A 17544-nucleotide genomic window follows, 5' to 3' on the forward strand; every position below is an offset into this window, starting at 1 on the left:
GTTATAACCCCTCTCTTTTTCTCAAAAGCACAATTGCTATGCCCAGGAATAAAATAGAGAAGCCTACGTTCAACCCGATAACTGAAAGAGAAGCGCCGATATCATTTGTATAAATCAATTTAATAAGTCCATTATTCATCCAGGTTAAAGGTGATACATTGACGAATCCCTCTCCAGATCCATTTTGAAAATAGGTTCCTCCCACAATACACGACACTTGAATAACAACCATAATAATTGCTCTTGACGCCGCTTCCGTCTTCGTAAGGTAGCTCACTCCTAACCCAAAGCTAATGGCAAAAAGAATCTGAGATACTAACATTACGAGTACTAAGAGTAAATGATCTCCCCAGTTGGCATCAAAAAAATATTTAGTCGACATAATGACGACTAACACACAAATGGAGTGAACCAAAACAGTACCTAAAATTTTCCCGACAAAAATTTCAGCGGTTTTAACCGGCGCGGCTACTAATCGACTAACTGTATTTCGCATACGCTCTCCTCTAATTAAATAACTCGCTGAGATAGATCCGTACAAAACAATCATAGTTGTCATTGAAATGGCGTAGTAGTCTATTGAATTTGGCTGTTTTTGAGAATGAAGAGATGTTTCTTGAATATAGTCATGCTTAGACGCACGGAGCAGATTATCCACTTGCTGAGGGTTTACTTTAGCCACTTCCATAGCCACATTGTACTTATCCACAAAAGTGCTTAACATACCTTGGACCATGTTGAATTCAATGCTGTTTTCTTCATTTCCGTAGAGATGAATGTCTCCGTCTTTCATTTCTACATAAGCTGTATAGCGCTGTTCTTTTACTTCTTTTTTTCCATCCTGATTTTTTTTCAGCGCTTTAAAATGAATGCCCGATTTTTCTGCATGGGCAGCAAACTGCTTAAAAGCAGCAGATTCTTCATTACTTGTGTCGATTTTATAGAGAACGTAACTGTCGTCTATCGTCATGTCATTATTAAAGGCTTGGGACAAAGCTGTTCCTAAAATAAGGACAAGAGCTAGCGGAAAAAGAATCATAAAGATAAATGCACGCTTATCCCGCAGATCACTTTTCATTTCTTTCAAAGCAATTGCAATAATATTCATTCGTTATTCCTCCTTTCTTTTATAAATCTCTTAAACTGCGTCCTGTGAGCGTCAGAAAGACCGTCTCTAAATTTGGTGCTTGCTCCTTGACTGCTTTAATTTCGATATGATGCGTCATTAAATAATGAATGACTTTGTTCAAGTTATTCACTTCGGCGCTTGAATTAATTTTAATGATTCCATCTTCATACGTAACGGCTGTTACGCCTGGAATTTCTTTTAGACCGCTGCAATCTATATCGTCCGCTTCTTTTACTTCAATCCAAATATCTTTTGTATCAGTGATAATAGCTTTCAGCTGCTCTTTTGTTCCTTCAGCAATAATCTTGCCATGATCAATAATCGCAATTTTTGTACATACCTCTTCTACTTCTTCCATATAGTGACTGGTATAAATGATTGTGCTTCCCATTTCATTTAGCTTTTTTACAGATGTTAAAATATAATTTCGCGACTGAGGATCAATGCCAACCGTCGGTTCATCCATAATGATAAGCTTCGGGCGATGAGCAATTGCGCATGCGATATTTAACCTTCTTTTCATTCCTCCTGAAAAGCTTTTCGGATACGCCTTTTGTTTATCTAAAAGCCCTACAAACGCTAAAGCTTCTTCGACTCGTTCGTTAAGAAGTGACCCTCTTAATCCGTAGAGCCCTGCAAAAAACTTCACATTTTCATAGGCTGTCAAATCTTCATAAATCGCTAAGTCCTGCGGAACAATTCCAATGTTCATCTTTGCGAAATTTCGGTGTTTCTTTATATTTTTCCCAAGTACTTCAATATCGCCGCTGTTGCTTTGAAGCAGACTAGCTACCATATGAATCGTTGTGCTTTTTCCTGCTCCGTTTGTTCCTAAAAAGCCGAATATATCTCCTTCTTCTACTTGTAAAGACAAATTATCTACCGCAATAAAATCTCCAAATTTCTTTGTTAATTTTTGAATTGATAATACGTTCATCATTTCACCTCTAGTGTGTTGGTATATCCTTATTTTATGAAAAAAAGGCAAACTTACGTCAGTGCATAAGTTCACCTTTTCTCCATGAGAAATCTCATTATTTATGTATGAAGTTTCTCACCTATCGGCAGCAGCGTGGTAACAGAAAACCCGTTTGCCCCGTCAACGATCACCGTTCCGTTAATGGAAGCAGCTCGCTCTTCCATTCCTGCAATGCCAAGGCCTTTTTGAAACAAGTGAGCCCCTTTTCCATTGTCTTTGACTTCTACTTTAACCATTTTATTTAGTACATGAAGCTCAATGGCAATCATCGTTGCTTCTGCATATTTTAAGGCATTCGTAATAGCTTCCGTTATATTTTCATGGATAATTTTCCACTGAAGAGGGGTGATAAGATCCAAATTACCTTTGTATACAAGAGGCATTGCGATACTATGTTTAGCCTCAAATTCACCAATAAATAATTTAAGCCTGCTGATTCCTATTTGCTCAGCGGGAGGCTTTATACTTTTTAACGTTAACCTGATTTCTTCAATGCCTTCTTTCGAAATTGTAATTGCATTTTGAAGAAGAGACAGCGCTTTTTCTTCATCTTGCTTCATTACATGCTTTGCTGCCTCCATTTGAATAAGCGCTCCTGTCATTGAATGACCAATCTTATCGTGAATTTCCTGCGATAATCGATTTCGCTCTTCTAATTTTGAAGCATATTGAGACTGTCTCACATACTCTTTATTTTCATTCACATGCTTTTGCAGCTTTTGCATACTTACTCTCATTTCATCAAGCTTTTGTTCATAATTGATTGTCCTCTTTTGATAGCGAGCTGCTCCTGTATAAATAAAGAAAGTAAGCGCAGCGACTAACACATACAGCGCGCTAATGTCAGAGGGAACAAGCAGCATTGGAAGCAAAACAATCAGCAGCACCATCCATTTTTTCACGACTGATTCTCCAATAAGCTCACAAAAGTTTAGCGGCAAAAGAAGAAAAAACAAAGGATGAAGTTTATACGCACAATATAGAATAAGGACAATTGAACTAACAATAAACATACGCTTGAACACGCTCTTTTTCACAATGGACGCTGCAATGTTAACACAGCTGTAAAGAAGCAGTGCTAACACAATAGCTGAAATCGAGTGTACATAATTAAACTGAATGTACGTAATAGCCAAAAACAGTATAAGGATGAGCTTAGTCATCATTAATCCGACTTCCATAGCCCTACTTCCCTTTACCGGTTAAATAGTAAATAGCAATTTGAGTACGGTGCTCAAGTCCCGTCTTACTTAAAATCGAACTAATATAGTTTGCTACGGTACCTTCTGAAATAAAAAGTGTTTTAGAAATTTCTTTATTTGAAAGCCCCTTGGCAATCAGCGTCATAATGCTCGTTTCACGCTCTGTAAACTGTGTCATATCCGCTTTTGACTCGCGCTCAGTTGCAGCGTTTAAACTCGATTTGATTTTATCAAGCACAACATCTTGAAGAACCGTATGTCCGTTAAACACGCTTTTGATTGCGTCTCGAATGCGCTCTGGCTCTGTATTTTTTAACAAGTAGCCTTTAGCTCCGTTTTTTACGGCATCAATAATATATTCATCGTCATCAAACGTAGTTAAAATAAGCGGCTTTGCTTTGGTTGACTCTGAAATAAGCTTTGTAGCCTCTACACCGTCCATAACAGGCATTCTTACATCTAACAATGCAATATCAACGGAATGATTCTTGCAATATTGAACGGCTTCCTGACCATCTTTTAAAGTAGCAACAACGTCGAATTCCTCGTATGTATTTAATATAATTTTCATTCCTTCTCGAATAAATGAATTATCATCTGCAATAATAATAGTAATTTTCATTTCTGTAAGTGAGAAGACCTCACTTTTTTCACATCCTTTTTTCACATCCATCCGGATGCTTCTCATTTATTGTAGCCATAATAAACCAAAAGTTCAATGCGATAGTTCACAGTCTTTCTAAGCACTAAAAAAGAGCAAACCTCCGCAGGTTTACTCTTTTATCTCATTACTTCTGAGCTAACTTAATCACTGTTTCTAAAAGTACGTTTACACCTTTTTCACATTCTTCCCAAGGAGTGAACTCTTCCTCACAATGACTTTTTCCGTTTACGCTCGGTATAAAAATCATAGCCGTCGGAATATAGGTAGCTAAAAACTGTGCGTCATGTCCAGCTCCGCTTACCATTCGCTTGTAGGAATAGCCAAGGGAACGAACCGACTCTTCCACTTCATCGCAAACCGTTTTATCAAACCACACGGTATCGCGACCCCAAAGCTTGGTCACCCGCACTTCGCAGCCTTCTAACAGCTCCGCTTGATCAGGCAGTGATTGAATAATTTTTTCCACAGATGCAATGACATCTTCATCCGTATGTCTCGCTTCAAGCGAAAAAATAACTTTATTTGGAATAACGGTATGAATATTAGGCAGTACGTTCATACGACCCATTGTATAGACTAAATTTGAATCTAATCTGCCGAGCTCATGACGAGCTTCAGCAATTAAATTATTAGTTGCAAAAAGCGCGTCTTTCCGCATGTCCATCGGCGTCGTCCCGGCGTGATCTGACTCCCCGGTAACTTCAATTTCATAGCATACCATTCCGAGCACGCACTCGACTACACCGATTGATTTGGCTTCTCGTTCTAGAATAGGCCCTTGCTCAATATGTAATTCTACAAATGCCGATGCTTCAGTAAGACGGTTACTCGTATCGCCTTCATATCCGCATGATTGAAGGGCTTGCTTAAACGTCACGCCGTCAACATCTGTCTTCTTCATCATAACGTCTTTTTGAAACTTGCCCGATAAAATACCTGAAGCCATCATAGAAGGCTCAAAACGCGCTCCTTCTTCATTCGTAAAGTTAACAATCATAATCGGCACCTTCGGCTTAATATTATGTTCAACCAGCGTCCTTACTAACTCTAACCCTGCAACTACACCGAGGATTCCATCAAACCTTCCGCCTTTTTTTACGCTGTCCATGTGTGAGCCAATTACAACAGGCGGCTTATCTTCTAGTCCTTCAAGCGTGGCGTAAATACATCCAAGGTCATCGATTTTAATATCCATTCCAAGGTCACGGCAGCATGAACAAAAATAATCTCGTGCTAGGCGATCTTCTTCTGACAGCGCTAAGCGGGTTACACCGTTATTAGGTGTTCGTCCATAATCGGCAAATCGTTCAAGCGTATTTTTTAACCTTTCTCCATTCACTGCTACTTTTTGTCGTTGCAACTCAACCACTCTCCTCATTATTTGGTTATAAAGTGCGTCTAAGATGCTGTGTTAATGAATATCATTCATTATGACATAAAATAGGCGATATCACTTGAAGTCTGTTAGAACCCCTTCCATTATTTTTATAATGAAAGTGCGCAGTTTGCCTTATGTATCTATTAGCTTCAAAACGTAAATTTCCTGCTTTTTTCTATGAATAATGCACGCGTTATTTATGCATTTTTATTATAAAAATAGCGATAGGTTTTTTTCAAAAAAAAGAGAATTAGTTATTATACTAACTCTCCTCTACATACTTACTTTTTATTTGCTTTCTTCGCAATCGCAATCATTGTAGCTAAAACACCGACTGTAATAATCACAATAGCAATTACAGCAGTGGTAATAATAATTCCTGATGTTACTTCTGAAACACCCATTAGTCTACGTTCTCCTTTTGTGCCTGACCTATTTACCTACATCAGCATACTGGTCGGTTTATTCCTATTATATACGAACTTGTAAAGCGACGAAATATGTGACACATAATTGACATACTGTTTATATGTTTTCTTTTAATTCTACGTTTTATTTAAGAAAATACGGGAATAATTCAAACATATATAAGAAATACTCTTTATTTCTTTAAAGAAGTATTGTAATATAAATGTAACAATTGTAATATTAACAGCATGAATGTTACATTTATTTCAATGAATGAGTAGGAGGGAAATGGAAATGAAAAAATTTGGAATAATCTTAGCATCACTTGCTCTTTTCTTTTCACTAAGCACAGGAGTTACAGCTCAAGCAGCATCACAAAATCTATCAACGACTAATGCGGTAAAAATTGCAGCAAACGCAAGCAACCATTTCTGGAATGCACTTCATGGATCTAAAGGTAATTTATGTACTCAAAAAACATTTAATTATAAAGGCACTCAGTACTCATATCTTTGTCAAGATTTTAATACAAAAAGCAAACTAGTAAGCTACTTATCTGAAACTTTTACAAACAGTGCTATTCAAAAAGGATTAACAAATTATCGCTACATCACATATAACGGAAAGCTTGCTCGTCCTGTCGGTGACGGATTCAGCATGCTAGAGTGGAACAAAGCAAAAGCAAAACTAACTTATCAACGTGCCGATGTTCGCTCTTATCAATTTACGGTTCCAACAGTTGACGGAGGAAGTGTAAAACGCACCGTTACATTTTATAAATCTGGTTCACAGTGGAAAGTAAATAAGTTTGATGCTGTACTATAAGCAATATAAAAAACAAGGTCTTCTAAGGCCTTGTTTTTTTATGCTCTCTCTTCCGCTCTTTATTAAAGAAGTTTCACTTTATTTTCACCAACTCCCCTTATAGTATGGAGACACACTACTACTTATTCGATACATTGTCATCGGAGGATTTTATATGAACATACTACAAAAAAGAACGGCTTTTATCGTAATGGCTGCTTTTCTTTTAGCATTTGTTTTCAGTATCGTTTCACTATCACACTATAAAGGAGAAGAACATTTATTTTCGATTCAAGAAAGTCATCAGTTAAAAAAGATTACGAATGGTATATCTGCTCCTGATAATAATTCGAGGGATCATCGTCTTCCTTCAGGAAACGGTTCCGCTTCGTCTAGCAATTCCGGAGAACACGTAACGCCTTTTCATAATCTATCTATGGATAACGGTGCCGCAGGTCAAGGAGCTAATAAAGACTATGAAACGCCGCTCGCTCTTTATACAGTGGGCTTTTTTATAACAGCAGCTTTCGTTTACGGATTATTAAAGAAAAAGAAATGGCATTATTCAATAGGGCATTCTCGCGTTATTTTATGGTCATTACTTGGCACTGGACTATTTATCCGGATTGCGCTGATTCCGTGGGTAGGCTCTCATATGGATGCATCTCTTTTCAAAAACTGGGCATCGGTTGCGGCTAATCATTTTTCAAATTTCTATGCTAAAAGCGGAAGCGATTATCCGCCGTTTTATATTTATATCTTGTTTATCGTTGGGAAAGTTGGCAGTTTACCGGATTTTCAGCAGTATTTTTCGCTGTTGATTAAAATCCCGCCTATTTTAGCAGATGTCGTCACATCTTATTTACTCTATCGTTTAGCTCGTAAATACTTGGCACCTTCTTTTGCCTATCTGTTAGCAATTGGGTATTTATTTAATCCGGCCATTTTAGTTAATTCAACGTTTTGGGGACAAGTCGATTCATTTTTCACTTTGCTTATTGTCCTAGCAATTGTAATGATTACGGAAAAAAGCATTTATGCGTCGGCCGTTATTTTTACAGCAGCGGTCTTAATGAAGCCGCAGGCGATTATTATCCTGCCTATTTTGTTTTTCGAGCTCATTCGCCTGAAGCAAGTGAAACATTTCTTCGGCATTGCTTTCACTGCTGCTTTCACTGCTGCTGTGATTTTATTGCCTTTTTCAGCTGGAAAAAGTCCTACGTGGATTATTAATTTATTTTCATCCACCATTGGAGAGTACCCGTATGCCTCTGTTAACGCCTATAACTTTTTTAGTTTAATAGGCGCAAACTATAAAGACAGCTCTGCAACGCTGCTGTTTTTCAGCTATCATACGTGGGGGCTTATTTTTATCGTCGCGACGACTATTTTTTCTTGGCTTATTTATATAAAAGGACGCAGCTTTAAATACGCCGCTCTTGCAGCACTTATTCAAATTTCCGGAGTATTTACGTTTTCTTCAAGCATGCATGAACGCTACTTGTTTCCAGCAGCAGCTCTTGCTTTGCTTGCTTATATTTATTTGAAAGACAAAAACTTGCTTTATTTATCCCTTGGATTTAGCATCAGTATTTTTATGAACACTTTTTTTGTTTTATACGGTGACAGCAATATGCAAAACAGTACGTCCTATCCGTTTTCTATGTTTGCTACATCTATGCTAAACGTTTTGCTTGTTATTTATTTAGTAAAAGTTGCTTGGAATTTAGTTCAAAAAAGTACGGTTTTAAAAACTGCATAATACAAAAAGCTCAGTGAGTATGACTGATCACTGAGCTTTTTTATATAACAAGCGACATGCCTGGCGCGTCTTCTTCTCTTTCTTGAAACCCTAATTTTTTATAAAAATGATGCTTTCCTTTTGCTGCAAACAGCTGAATCGATTCAATTCCGCTTTCTTCGCATTTCGTCAACAGCTCTTGAATAATTTGCTTTCCAAGCCCTTTGTTTTGGTATGTGGGATCTACCATCACGTCGCAAATAAGCGCTTGGTAAATTCCGTCTGAAATCATACGGCCAAATGCAATTAATTGTTCATGGTCGTAAATACCGACTCTAAACCAGCTGTTGGCTGCGGCTTCAAACAGCTGTTCTTTTGTATAATTGCCTTTTTTACTTTTATGTAATCCGCTCGCTTCATGCAAAGCTGCAAACTGCTCAAATGACGGAACCTCTTTTTTTATTACGTAAGACACGTTCATTCTCCTCTCAATACCGTTGTTTCTATATTATATTTATACATCAAACAGAATAATAATTCAACATTTTTATCTAGTTATCTTGTTACCCTTTCTCCAAATAAAAAAACTGCCAAACGGCAGTTTTTTAGGCTTGTACTGATTTTTTTCGTTTTTTAAGATCAATTCCTGCGATTATAAGCAAAATGACTCCAAGAACAATAATGATTTTACTCACCGTTTCTAGCCACTCCGTTGCGCTTCCAGCAAGTAAAAGTGAAAACCCAATGATATAAACCGGGAACCCCGCAAGAGCCCAAGGGGATTTCACCTTCTTTTTCTTCATATGTAGGATCTCCTCCTTCTTTACAGATTCTATATAGACTGTATATGATGAGTTTATCAGAAAAAATTGGAAACAACAAAGGAGACAAACGCATGCATACGTTGCCTCAAACGTTTTGTGATACGATTACTCACCTTCACTCTCATAAAGGTCAAAAGTGGTTAACTGACTTTCCTCAGCTGATTCGCTACTGTGAAGAGCGCTGGCGCATCAACATTCACAGTCACTTTCCCCTTTCTTACCACTTTGTTGCTCCTGCGCGCAAAGCAGATGGAAGTGAACTAGTTGTCAAACTTTTTGTAGAGCCTTCAGAGCTGCTTCATGAGCAAGAAGCACTGACAGCACTAGCTGGTGAGAACACGGTAAAGGTCGTGGACAGCGATGCTGGAAAAGGCATTTTACTGCTTGAAAAGCTGTCTCCCGGATGCCCGCTTTCCTCTTTATCAACTAAAGAAGAGGCTGCGTTAATCGCTGCTCGGCTTATGAAATCCCTGTGGCGCATGCCTCACTCGGACTCCACTATCGAAACAGCCGTTAAAAGAGAGAAGCAGCTTCGAGAGTATACACAAATGTATCCAAGCGGTATTGATTTTCTTTCTTCTGAAACGCTTCAACACGCACTAGCCGTTTTCTCTGAATTAAACCGCACTTCTCAGCAGCTTTTTTTGCTTCACGGTGATTTGCATCATGATAACATCTTACAGTCTGGTGAGGCGTGGAAAATAATTGATCCAAAAGGGTTAATTGGAGAAAAAGAGTACGAAATTATCCCTTTTCTTTTAAATCATCTGCCTAAAACAAACGTGGCAGAGACAATTGACCATCGAATCAATATATTTGTAAAAGAACTGAACGTAAGTAAAAAACGCATTTTACTGTGGGGATACGCTTATTCTGTACTAGCCACGTGCTGGTTAATAGAAGACCGCCAAGACGCCGCTTCTTTTTCACGTGCTATAGAAGCATTTCAGCACTTATTTGAGTACTATTACGGACATAAAAAATAAGAGCCGACATTTGGCTCTTATTTTTTGCATTTCTCTGCGACAAGCTCATATGATTTTAATCGGTCAGCCGGATCGTGTGTAATGGTGACAAGCATGAGTTCATCCGCTCCGTAGCGTGCTTGAACTTCTTGAAGACGGACGTGTACTTCTTCTGGATTTCCGATAATCATGGCTTCTTTCATCTTCTTCATTTTTTTCTCTTCTTCTTCTGTCAGCGGATAGCTGGCCGCTTCTTCAATAGAAGGCACGCCTTTTGCTTCCATTTTATCCTGCTGAATTTTCCATACGAGTGAGCTCGTTGCGATGCGATGGGCTTGCTCCGTTGTTTCAGCGCAAATGACCGATACAGTGACAATCGCATAGGGCTGATCACCGGTCCGTCTTGGCTGAAATGCCTGTTTGTACTGATCAATAATAGCTGAACCATCTTGTTCACTCATAAACTGTCCAAACGTATAGGCCATTCCGTTTCTAGCGGCGAGCTCGGCACTTTTTTTACTTGTGCCAAGCAGCCAAGGTTCCGGAGAGACAGGAGGCAGCGGCGAAGCTGAAAGCTTTGCGTATTCATGTTCAGCCGGAAATTTATCGTCTAAAAACTGCAGAAGCTCTTTAACAAGTTCAGGCATTTTAAATACTTGCTGCAAGAAGTTATCCGACAGCGCATTTGTTGCTTCAGCCGATCCACCCGGCGCGCGTCCAATCCCTAAATCAACGCGCCCTGGAAACAGCGTTGCGAGCATGTTATACGTTTCAGCTACTTTATACGGCTTGTAGTGAGGCAGCAGCACCGCTCCCGATCCAATTCGAATTCTATTAGTCTGTGCGCCGATATAGCCAAGCATCACTTCAGGAGCCGAACAGGCAAGTCCAGACAAATCATGATGCTCTGCAATCCAGTAGCGCTCATAGCCAAGCTTGTCACCCGCTTTGGCCAGCTGCATTGATGCTTCTAACGCTTCCGCTGGGGTCTGATGGGATGAAACGGGCGATTGGTCGAGTATACTTACTTTCATCACGCATCTGCTCCTTATTCGTTCACTTCAATTAAACTTAATGAAAAATCCCCTACCTGACCTTTTTCATATAAATTGGTAAAAGACGTAGAGTACTGATGAATCGTTCCTTGGAAATCCAGATCTTCTTCCGGGACATTTACATGAAAAGTACCTTTATATAAAAGTGTAGTAATATCATGATATTCCTCACTTGTTACTTTAAAATCAACTGAAACTTTTGTTTTGCCTTTTACAATTTCTTGTTCATAGCTGTAAATTTGAATAGGCGTATCATTTAATACAATTTCTTGTACCACGTTAAATCGTCTCCTTTTTTAGTGCGTATGAAAAATAATAGCACTTGAAGAAGTCATGAGCAAATAAAAGAGCTTCTGGTTGCGCATGCAAAAAAAGCATGGCTTTTTGCCATGCTTTTAGTCCGAAGATAATCTTATACGCGCTTTGTACGCGTGCGTTTGAATACGAAATAAAGAACAATAATAACAAATGCCGCAACCACAAACGGAAGCGTATATTTGCTTGCTACGTCTTCAATGTTCGCCCAGTTCTCCCCTAGCTTTCCGCCTAAGTAAATAAATAAAATCGACCAAGGAATCATCGCTAACACGGTTAAAGACGTAAACTTCCAAAACGGCATTTTAGCAATACCTGCAGGAATCGAAATTGCATGTCGAACAACCGGGACAAAACGGGCGGAGAAAACAACGCCCGCGCCGTATTTATTAAACCAGTTTTCCGCAAGATCAATATGCTTATCATGAATAAATAAGTACTTGCCGTATTTTTGAAGAAACGGACGTCCTCCGTAGGCTCCAATCCAATATAAAAACCACTGTGCAATCGTTCCGCCAATAATTCCGGCAATGACTGCTCCAGGAAAACTAATCATACCTTGAGAAATCATATACCCTCCGTAAGCTAGTACAATTTCACTTGGAATGATTTCAATCATTAAGCCGAGCGCAATACCTAAATAGCCAAGGCTCGTTAAAAAATCCAAAATACTCGCAACAAATGAACTCACCTTTAATCACCTTACTCATTCTTTAATAATTTTACACTACTACTATATTCCAACCATCAGTATAAAAGGAAACTATGAACTCACTATGAACAGCTTACTTCCCTGTTGACTGCCGGTACCTTTTCCGCAGCTCATGCGTATGCAGATCTGCTAGGCGGACCGGAATCGGAAGCTTACTTTCTTTTGAAATAAAATGCATCATAAGCTGATACGACATGTCCAAATCAATATAGTTTCCGCACGACAGAAAAATAGGCTTTACCCCTTTGGCTGTCCTTACTACTCTACCATAAACTTCATCATCAATCACAATATCTTCATAAGCGCCCTCTGTATCTTCAGGCATAACGTAATCATGTCCCTTGATCTTTAAATAGCTTTTCCCAATTCCAACGGTAGGTTTATTGAGAAAAAACGAAGCATGTGTGGCTACTCCCATGTGCTCGTAGTGCAAATATCCGTTGCCATCAAATAAAAACACGTCGGGCTCTATTTGAAGTTTTTTAGCCGCTTCAAGAATTAAAGGCAGCTCTCGAAAAGCTAGGAATCCAGGAAGATAAGGAACAGTTACTTCTCCTACACTGTGCACTTTTTCTACAACGTTTTTCGTCTGATAATCAACCACTACAATGCTGCAAGCTCCGTAAGATATGCCGTTTTCTTCCCAATACGCAACATCAACACCAGCACAGTTATGTATATGCGTCATTTTGACGCCTGATGTTAAATCAATTTGTGCTTTTAGCTTTTGCTGAAGCGTCCGGCACTCCTCTTTTGTTTGCATCGTAAACGTATGTATGTACTGAATATCCATGTTCCATTCCTTTCATTGACTGACTCACCTATTATACAACTATTTTCTAAGAAATTCCTATTCTTTTTTTCACACCTTTTATTATAGCGCTGTTTCCTTAACGTTTGATTAAAATTCCTATTCGTTTACGCATTTTTTGTAAACATCACCATGAAAAAATCCCTATTTTTCTTTACGAAATGTCAACGCTTTCTACACACTTTCTCTATATCAGCATCACATTTTTTCGTTATGCTGTTTCTATACCAACGCATAGGAGAGAAACGTGATGAAAAAATATTTAGCTGTTCTAAGCGCCGTCGCCTTATTATGCTGTTCGATTGCTTCTTCTGCTTTTGCACGCACGGAAGAAAAACTCACAAATATCGCGCACCGAGGAGCCTCTGCTTACGCACCTGAAAATACAATGGCTGCTTTTCACCAAGCGCTAGAAATGAATGCGGATTACATTGAACTTGACGTGCAGCAAAGCAAAGACGGTGTACTCGTTATTATGCATGACCGTACCGTAGACCGAACAACAAACGGAAGCGGACACATTCGAGAGTTAACGTACGCGGAGCTTCAGCGCTTGGATGCAGGAAGCTGGAAAGACAATTCATTTGCGAATGAAAAAATTCCAACTCTTTCACAAGTGTTAGATGAATTTCAAGGAAAAATCGGTATATTAGTAGAGTTAAAAGCGCCGGAACTTTATCCTGGAATTGAAAAAAAAGCAGCTTTTGAAATCAACAAGCGACAGCTCGATCACGTTATCATTCAGTCTTTTAACGTTTCATCCATGAAAAAAATGCATGAGCTTCTCCCAAACGTTCCTATAGGCATACTAACTTCTTCAGAGCGAGATACAAACCCAAACTCAATCCGGCAATTTGCTGACTTTGCCACTTACTTTAACCCTTCCTATGATATCCTAACGCCTGCTCTTATCCACCAAGTTCATTCTGCCGGAATGAAAATATCGCCGTGGTCTGGAACCAAGCGGCTTCCCGCTTCATTTTTGTGGAAAACAAAAAGTGACGGAGTGATTACGAATTATCCTGATGAAGTGAATTGGGTGCAAACATCAAGTACTATCGGACAACAGCTCGAAAAAGGCAGCGCCCGCCGAGTAATTACACTTGCCGTCACAATGTGGCCATAGTTCCTGTAATCTTTTACTAGTAACCTCGTCTTCCTTACTGCCTTTTTAACGCTTCAATACGTTTAATTTCATTGAAATACTGAAAGTTCCCTTTAAAACATCTCTCCATCGTTTTAAAAAACTGCTCCGCTCCTCCTAACACCATCATAAAAAAGTCTTGTTTCGGAAGCACTGCTTTTACGGGAGGAGATGTATGCAAGGTATACAGTATAAACTGTTCAGAAGCCGATTTTAAGGTTAATGCTAACGCTTGATCTGGAAAATTCATCTCTCCATACCCGGTCTCTTTTAAACTCTCCATTGCATTCAACAAATAAAGCCACATCCCATCTATAACGTCCCATGCAGATGCATCAAGAAGCGGCTCACCGTAGTATTCGAGCTTAATAGCTCCTTCAAGGCAAGTAAAATCAAGCTGATTACCGTAACGAATGAGTTCTGCTTCATTTGATATCTCGATAAAATAGGTAGATTCCTTTTCATATAGAGATGATAAATCGGTAATCAAAATATCTAGACGCCTAATGAATGTTTGAACACGAAACAACGTTATCCCTCCATGCTCTGTTTACTTTCACAGCTCAAATAAATTTTCTCCGTCCTTATTTACCCAATACTTTTCTATTTCTGGAATCAAACCTGTAAAGTCTTCATACGTTCCTTCCCAATCGCTTGGAACATATTCTTCAAATGAAGCCGGTTCAGGAAACATGGAATAGAACGCCTTTTGATCAAAATCCACTAAAAACGAAGGGCTAAAGTCTAATACGTCTTCTTCACCTTTGCTTTCTATTTTATTTTCAAACAGCTTTAAAAGAGTAGCTCCATCTGCTTTATATGACTCTATACGTTTTAAAAAAAGCTCAGCATTTTCACTGCTGAGAACCTCGATTCCTTTTCGTTCAGGTTCAATATATTCATCAACCGCTGAATCACCTTCATTTTCAAAAGCTTGTGTAAACTTTACATAATCCAGATACCATAGCTCTCGATCGGTTACATACCATTGAAACTGCTTTTTATATACCACTCCGACAATTACGTTTTCAGCATATATAGGTTCTAGCATGAGATGGACCTCCTTGCTTTTATTAGCTTTGTGACCTGTTATATACGATTTTATTAGTCTTCAAGCACTCTCTTTTGTACTTTTTCATTCAGCTTTTGCTTTAGATATTCAGCAATTTCTATTTGTCCTCGTTCAATCGCAAATTCATAGGCATCCATATCTTTCATCGTATCTCCCGTATACTTTACAGTAATATCAATACCACTCTGAACAAGGTATTTTACAATATTAAGATGACCGCCATAAATCGCTGAAAATAAAGGATTTCTACTCGAATCGCTTACATCTAATATTGCACCTCTATCGTATAAGTACTGAACTATGCTAAATTCACCTACACTCGCTGCATGTGCAATTGGCGCTGACTTTGGTACACCTTCATTTGTGTTAATATCCATCCCGTATTCAACTAGGAACTTTATCATATCAAGGCTACCAGCTCTAACAGCCACGTGTAGCCACGTTCCAAAAGGAGTTATAAATTCAAGCAACCTTTTATCTGCAATCAGAATCTCTTTTGCTTGTTCTGTATCACCGTTCTTAATGAAATCATAGGTTTTAACTGCTTTTTCCTTATTATCCATAGAAACCTCCTAAGATATTTTTGTTCATACGGCTTCTTCACCAGTTTATAGTATCAGAGAGATTTCTTTAGCCTTCTGAACCCCCTTCTAGAATTCTTCTAATGATTTAAATAGGATTATGTGGATATTCTTTTAAATAGTGCTCTATTAAACTCTTACTCTATTTCAGCATATTGGTTCACACGCCCTACTCATATGCAGTAAAACCAAAAATCCTCAATAGCCTGCTCTACTGAGGGTTTCACTCTTCACTTAAACTATATTTTTTCTCTATTTAAATTAACTCTATAATAAGTTTAAAGTATTTATCATCTTCCTGAAAAAAGATTTTATAATCTTCAATTTGATAAGCCTTGTACAAATACGCTTTTGCTTTTTCGAACTCTCCAAGCTCATAAAAACTTTCCCCTAACCGCAACAACAGAAAAGGATTTTCATTTCCGTCCGGACACTTCAAGGCATATTCCAAGCTGCGTATAGCATCTTCATAGTTTTGTATTGAAAAGTATGTATCACCTAAAGTGCCGTAAATCCACGTAGCCGCTGACCATTTTTCCTTTGGCTCTGGAACTAATTCAAGTGCTCGTTGATAAAAAGCAAGCGCTTCACTCATTTGTTGCAGTTCAGCAAATTGATCACCTTCTTCACATAACTTGACAATTTGCTGGTGAAGTTGCTCGTTCATTTCCATTACAGCATCTCCCTACTGAAATAATAAGGTTTCATCTTCATGATCCTTTTAGCAGCTTTATATATTTGACATCTTGCCCTTCGAACGATCTTCCTTCTGACTTTTTATTACCAATATCAAAAAATTCTTTTGCGACATTTAATTCGCCCAACTCATAATAAATACTTCCTGATAAAAATTCACGCTCTCCGTCATCTATTCTTTCAAAATCCGATGTATATAAATGATTTAACCACTGCTTAGCGCTTTTGTAATTCTTTATCACTATAAATGTATCAATAATATCCCGTACAATATTGTAAGTGTCAGGATATAAACCTTTAGGCTGTGGAATTTCACCCCAAGCTTGTACCAATAAATCTATAGATGTTTCGTAATCATTATTTTCAAAGCATTCATCGCTTTTGGTCTTATATTTCTCAATTCTCACTTGCTTTTCAGGTTCAATTTGTATCATTTCTTCCTCCACTCAAAATATCTTCATCTCTTTCATTTAATACTGCCTTCACTTGATCTCTTTCAAAAATCACCATATATTCGTATGGTAAAGCTAAAACTTGAATAAGGGATGGACGAATCTTTAATAATTGATAAACATAAAAAGCCTCAAGCTCTTCTGTATCATCTTCTTCATTTACCGGCCCTATGTACCAGCCAGAATCTCCTCGTTCAGCTCCGCCGCTTCTTTGTAAGTAAATACTATCTACTTCTAGTATATTTTTAGCTATCACGACTTTATCACTAAAACTTACATCTTCACCGTTTTTCATGTTTAACTTGCGCAAAAAGTGAACTTGTTCCAACTGCACCCATAGAGCAAGCGTTAAATCTTCTGTATAATCCTCAAAGGGATTCCCTGAATAGTCCGGTGAAAGAATGTAATACTCTTCACCCTTTACAGAAACAATAAAGTTCGACCACCCTATTTGTATCGAAAAGCCGTCAGTCCATTTTTCTCTTTCTATCGTTTCAAAGATACGAAATAGACTCTCAACCTGCATTTTTAATTCATGTTCTGCTTGAACTACGACTACTTTATCCCCTATATTTTTAATGAATTTTTTCAATTATTCTTCCCTTTCTTTTT

The 17544-nt window shown here is 38.3% G+C and carries 22 protein-coding genes; 4 read left to right on the forward strand and 18 right to left on the reverse strand.

The annotated features are described in order from the left end of the window. Position 1: 1 nt before the first annotated feature. From ACFX4W_RS26745 to ACFX4W_RS26770, 6 genes are all read right to left on the reverse strand, one after another. Positions 2–1108, reverse strand: coding sequence for an ABC transporter permease (locus ACFX4W_RS26745; protein ID WP_237074982.1), 1107 nt, complete (start codon positions 1106–1108; stop codon positions 2–4). Between the two features lie 19 nt (positions 1109–1127). After that, positions 1128–2066, reverse strand: a complete 939-nt coding sequence (locus ACFX4W_RS26750; RefSeq protein ID WP_043982960.1) for an ABC transporter ATP-binding protein — start codon at positions 2064–2066, stop codon at positions 1128–1130. Positions 2067–2167: 101 nt separating this feature from the next. Then, complete coding sequence (locus ACFX4W_RS26755) at positions 2168–3289, reverse strand: sensor histidine kinase (protein ID WP_237074983.1); 1122 nt, start codon at positions 3287–3289, stop codon at positions 2168–2170. A 4-nt stretch (positions 3290–3293) separates the two neighbouring features. After that, positions 3294–3932 carry a response regulator gene (locus tag ACFX4W_RS26760; RefSeq protein ID WP_028408271.1) on the reverse strand — a complete coding sequence of 213 codons (639 nt, stop codon included), beginning with the start codon at positions 3930–3932 and terminating at the stop codon, positions 3294–3296. A 166-nt stretch (positions 3933–4098) separates the two neighbouring features. Next, on the reverse strand, positions 4099–5334 hold the full coding sequence (locus ACFX4W_RS26765) for a Zn-dependent hydrolase (RefSeq protein WP_043982965.1): 1236 nt from the start codon (positions 5332–5334) through the stop codon (positions 4099–4101). Positions 5335–5633: 299 nt separating this feature from the next. After that, positions 5634–5756, reverse strand: a complete 123-nt coding sequence (locus ACFX4W_RS26770) for a hypothetical protein (protein WP_013057357.1) — start codon at positions 5754–5756, stop codon at positions 5634–5636. Between the two features lie 292 nt (positions 5757–6048). On the opposite strand from ACFX4W_RS26770, the gene ACFX4W_RS26775 reads away from it, so the two are divergent. Both ACFX4W_RS26775 and ACFX4W_RS26780 read left to right on the forward strand, forming a co-directional pair. Then, entirely contained in the window at positions 6049–6585 is a 537-nt protein-coding gene (locus tag ACFX4W_RS26775) for an IseA DL-endopeptidase inhibitor family protein (protein WP_014459798.1), read from the forward strand. Between the two features lie 154 nt (positions 6586–6739). Beyond that, positions 6740–8326, forward strand: coding sequence for a glycosyltransferase family 39 protein (locus ACFX4W_RS26780; protein ID WP_043982968.1), 1587 nt, complete (start codon positions 6740–6742; stop codon positions 8324–8326). Between the two features lie 40 nt (positions 8327–8366). Here ACFX4W_RS26780 and ACFX4W_RS26785 read toward each other — a convergent pair whose 3' ends face one another. Next, on the reverse strand, positions 8367–8780 hold the full coding sequence (locus tag ACFX4W_RS26785; RefSeq protein ID WP_043982969.1) for a GNAT family N-acetyltransferase: 414 nt from the start codon (positions 8778–8780) through the stop codon (positions 8367–8369). Positions 8781–8910: 130 nt separating this feature from the next. Beyond that, the gene (locus ACFX4W_RS26790; protein WP_162214367.1) at positions 8911–9108 is read right to left on the reverse strand and encodes a hypothetical protein; all 198 of its coding nucleotides are present in this window, start codon (positions 9106–9108) and stop codon (positions 8911–8913) included. Between the two features lie 92 nt (positions 9109–9200). Between ACFX4W_RS26790 and ACFX4W_RS26795 the strand changes: the two genes are divergently transcribed. Then, a complete protein-coding gene (locus ACFX4W_RS26795) occupies positions 9201–10115 on the forward strand; it encodes an aminoglycoside phosphotransferase family protein (RefSeq protein WP_162214368.1) in 915 nt (304 codons plus the stop codon). 17 nt (positions 10116–10132) lie between these two features. Here ACFX4W_RS26795 and ACFX4W_RS26800 read toward each other — a convergent pair whose 3' ends face one another. The 4 genes from ACFX4W_RS26800 to ACFX4W_RS26815 all read right to left on the reverse strand — a co-directional run bounded on the left by ACFX4W_RS26800 (position 10133) and on the right by ACFX4W_RS26815 (position 12969). After that, positions 10133–11128, reverse strand: coding sequence for an LLM class flavin-dependent oxidoreductase (locus tag ACFX4W_RS26800; RefSeq protein ID WP_162214369.1), 996 nt, complete (start codon positions 11126–11128; stop codon positions 10133–10135). Positions 11129–11142: 14 nt separating this feature from the next. After that, entirely contained in the window at positions 11143–11427 is a 285-nt protein-coding gene (locus ACFX4W_RS26805; protein WP_014459792.1) for a DUF3219 family protein, read from the reverse strand. Between the two features lie 134 nt (positions 11428–11561). Then, positions 11562–12155: an undecaprenyl phosphate transporter UptA gene (gene uptA, locus ACFX4W_RS26810; protein ID WP_013057365.1), complete on the reverse strand. Its 594-nt coding sequence runs from the start codon at positions 12153–12155 to the stop codon at positions 11562–11564. 94 nt (positions 12156–12249) lie between these two features. Continuing rightward, the gene (locus ACFX4W_RS26815; RefSeq protein ID WP_050690174.1) at positions 12250–12969 is read right to left on the reverse strand and encodes an endonuclease V; all 720 of its coding nucleotides are present in this window, start codon (positions 12967–12969) and stop codon (positions 12250–12252) included. Positions 12970–13237: 268 nt separating this feature from the next. Here ACFX4W_RS26815 and ACFX4W_RS26820 point away from each other — a divergent pair, with 268 nt between their 5' ends. Continuing rightward, on the forward strand, positions 13238–14113 hold the full coding sequence (locus tag ACFX4W_RS26820) for a glycerophosphodiester phosphodiesterase (RefSeq protein ID WP_377560317.1): 876 nt from the start codon (positions 13238–13240) through the stop codon (positions 14111–14113). 34 nt (positions 14114–14147) lie between these two features. Here ACFX4W_RS26820 and ACFX4W_RS26825 read toward each other — a convergent pair whose 3' ends face one another. The 6 genes from ACFX4W_RS26825 to ACFX4W_RS26850 form a co-directional block, all read right to left on the reverse strand. Beyond that, on the reverse strand, positions 14148–14660 hold the full coding sequence (locus ACFX4W_RS26825) for a hypothetical protein (RefSeq protein ID WP_377560319.1): 513 nt from the start codon (positions 14658–14660) through the stop codon (positions 14148–14150). Between the two features lie 27 nt (positions 14661–14687). Further along, positions 14688–15182, reverse strand: coding sequence for a hypothetical protein (locus tag ACFX4W_RS26830; protein ID WP_322552110.1), 495 nt, complete (start codon positions 15180–15182; stop codon positions 14688–14690). A gap of 53 nt (positions 15183–15235) precedes the next feature. Further along, positions 15236–15766 (reverse strand): ankyrin repeat domain-containing protein, encoded by a 531-nt coding sequence (locus ACFX4W_RS26835; RefSeq protein WP_280559751.1) that lies wholly within the window; start codon positions 15764–15766, stop codon positions 15236–15238. 274 nt (positions 15767–16040) lie between these two features. Next, the gene (locus tag ACFX4W_RS26840; protein WP_377560323.1) at positions 16041–16457 is read right to left on the reverse strand and encodes a tetratricopeptide repeat protein; all 417 of its coding nucleotides are present in this window, start codon (positions 16455–16457) and stop codon (positions 16041–16043) included. A 37-nt stretch (positions 16458–16494) separates the two neighbouring features. Further along, positions 16495–16914, reverse strand: coding sequence for a hypothetical protein (locus ACFX4W_RS26845; protein WP_014459781.1), 420 nt, complete (start codon positions 16912–16914; stop codon positions 16495–16497). Continuing rightward, the gene (locus ACFX4W_RS26850) at positions 16901–17524 is read right to left on the reverse strand and encodes an immunity protein Imm33 domain-containing protein (protein ID WP_098791889.1); all 624 of its coding nucleotides are present in this window, start codon (positions 17522–17524) and stop codon (positions 16901–16903) included. Before ACFX4W_RS26850 ends, ACFX4W_RS26845 begins: the two co-directional genes overlap by 14 nt. Between the last annotated feature and the right edge of the window lie 20 nt (positions 17525–17544).

This window comes from Priestia sp. YIM B13489, assembly GCF_042787645.1.
Taxonomy (GTDB): domain Bacteria; phylum Bacillota; class Bacilli; order Bacillales; family Bacillaceae_H; genus Priestia; species Priestia megaterium.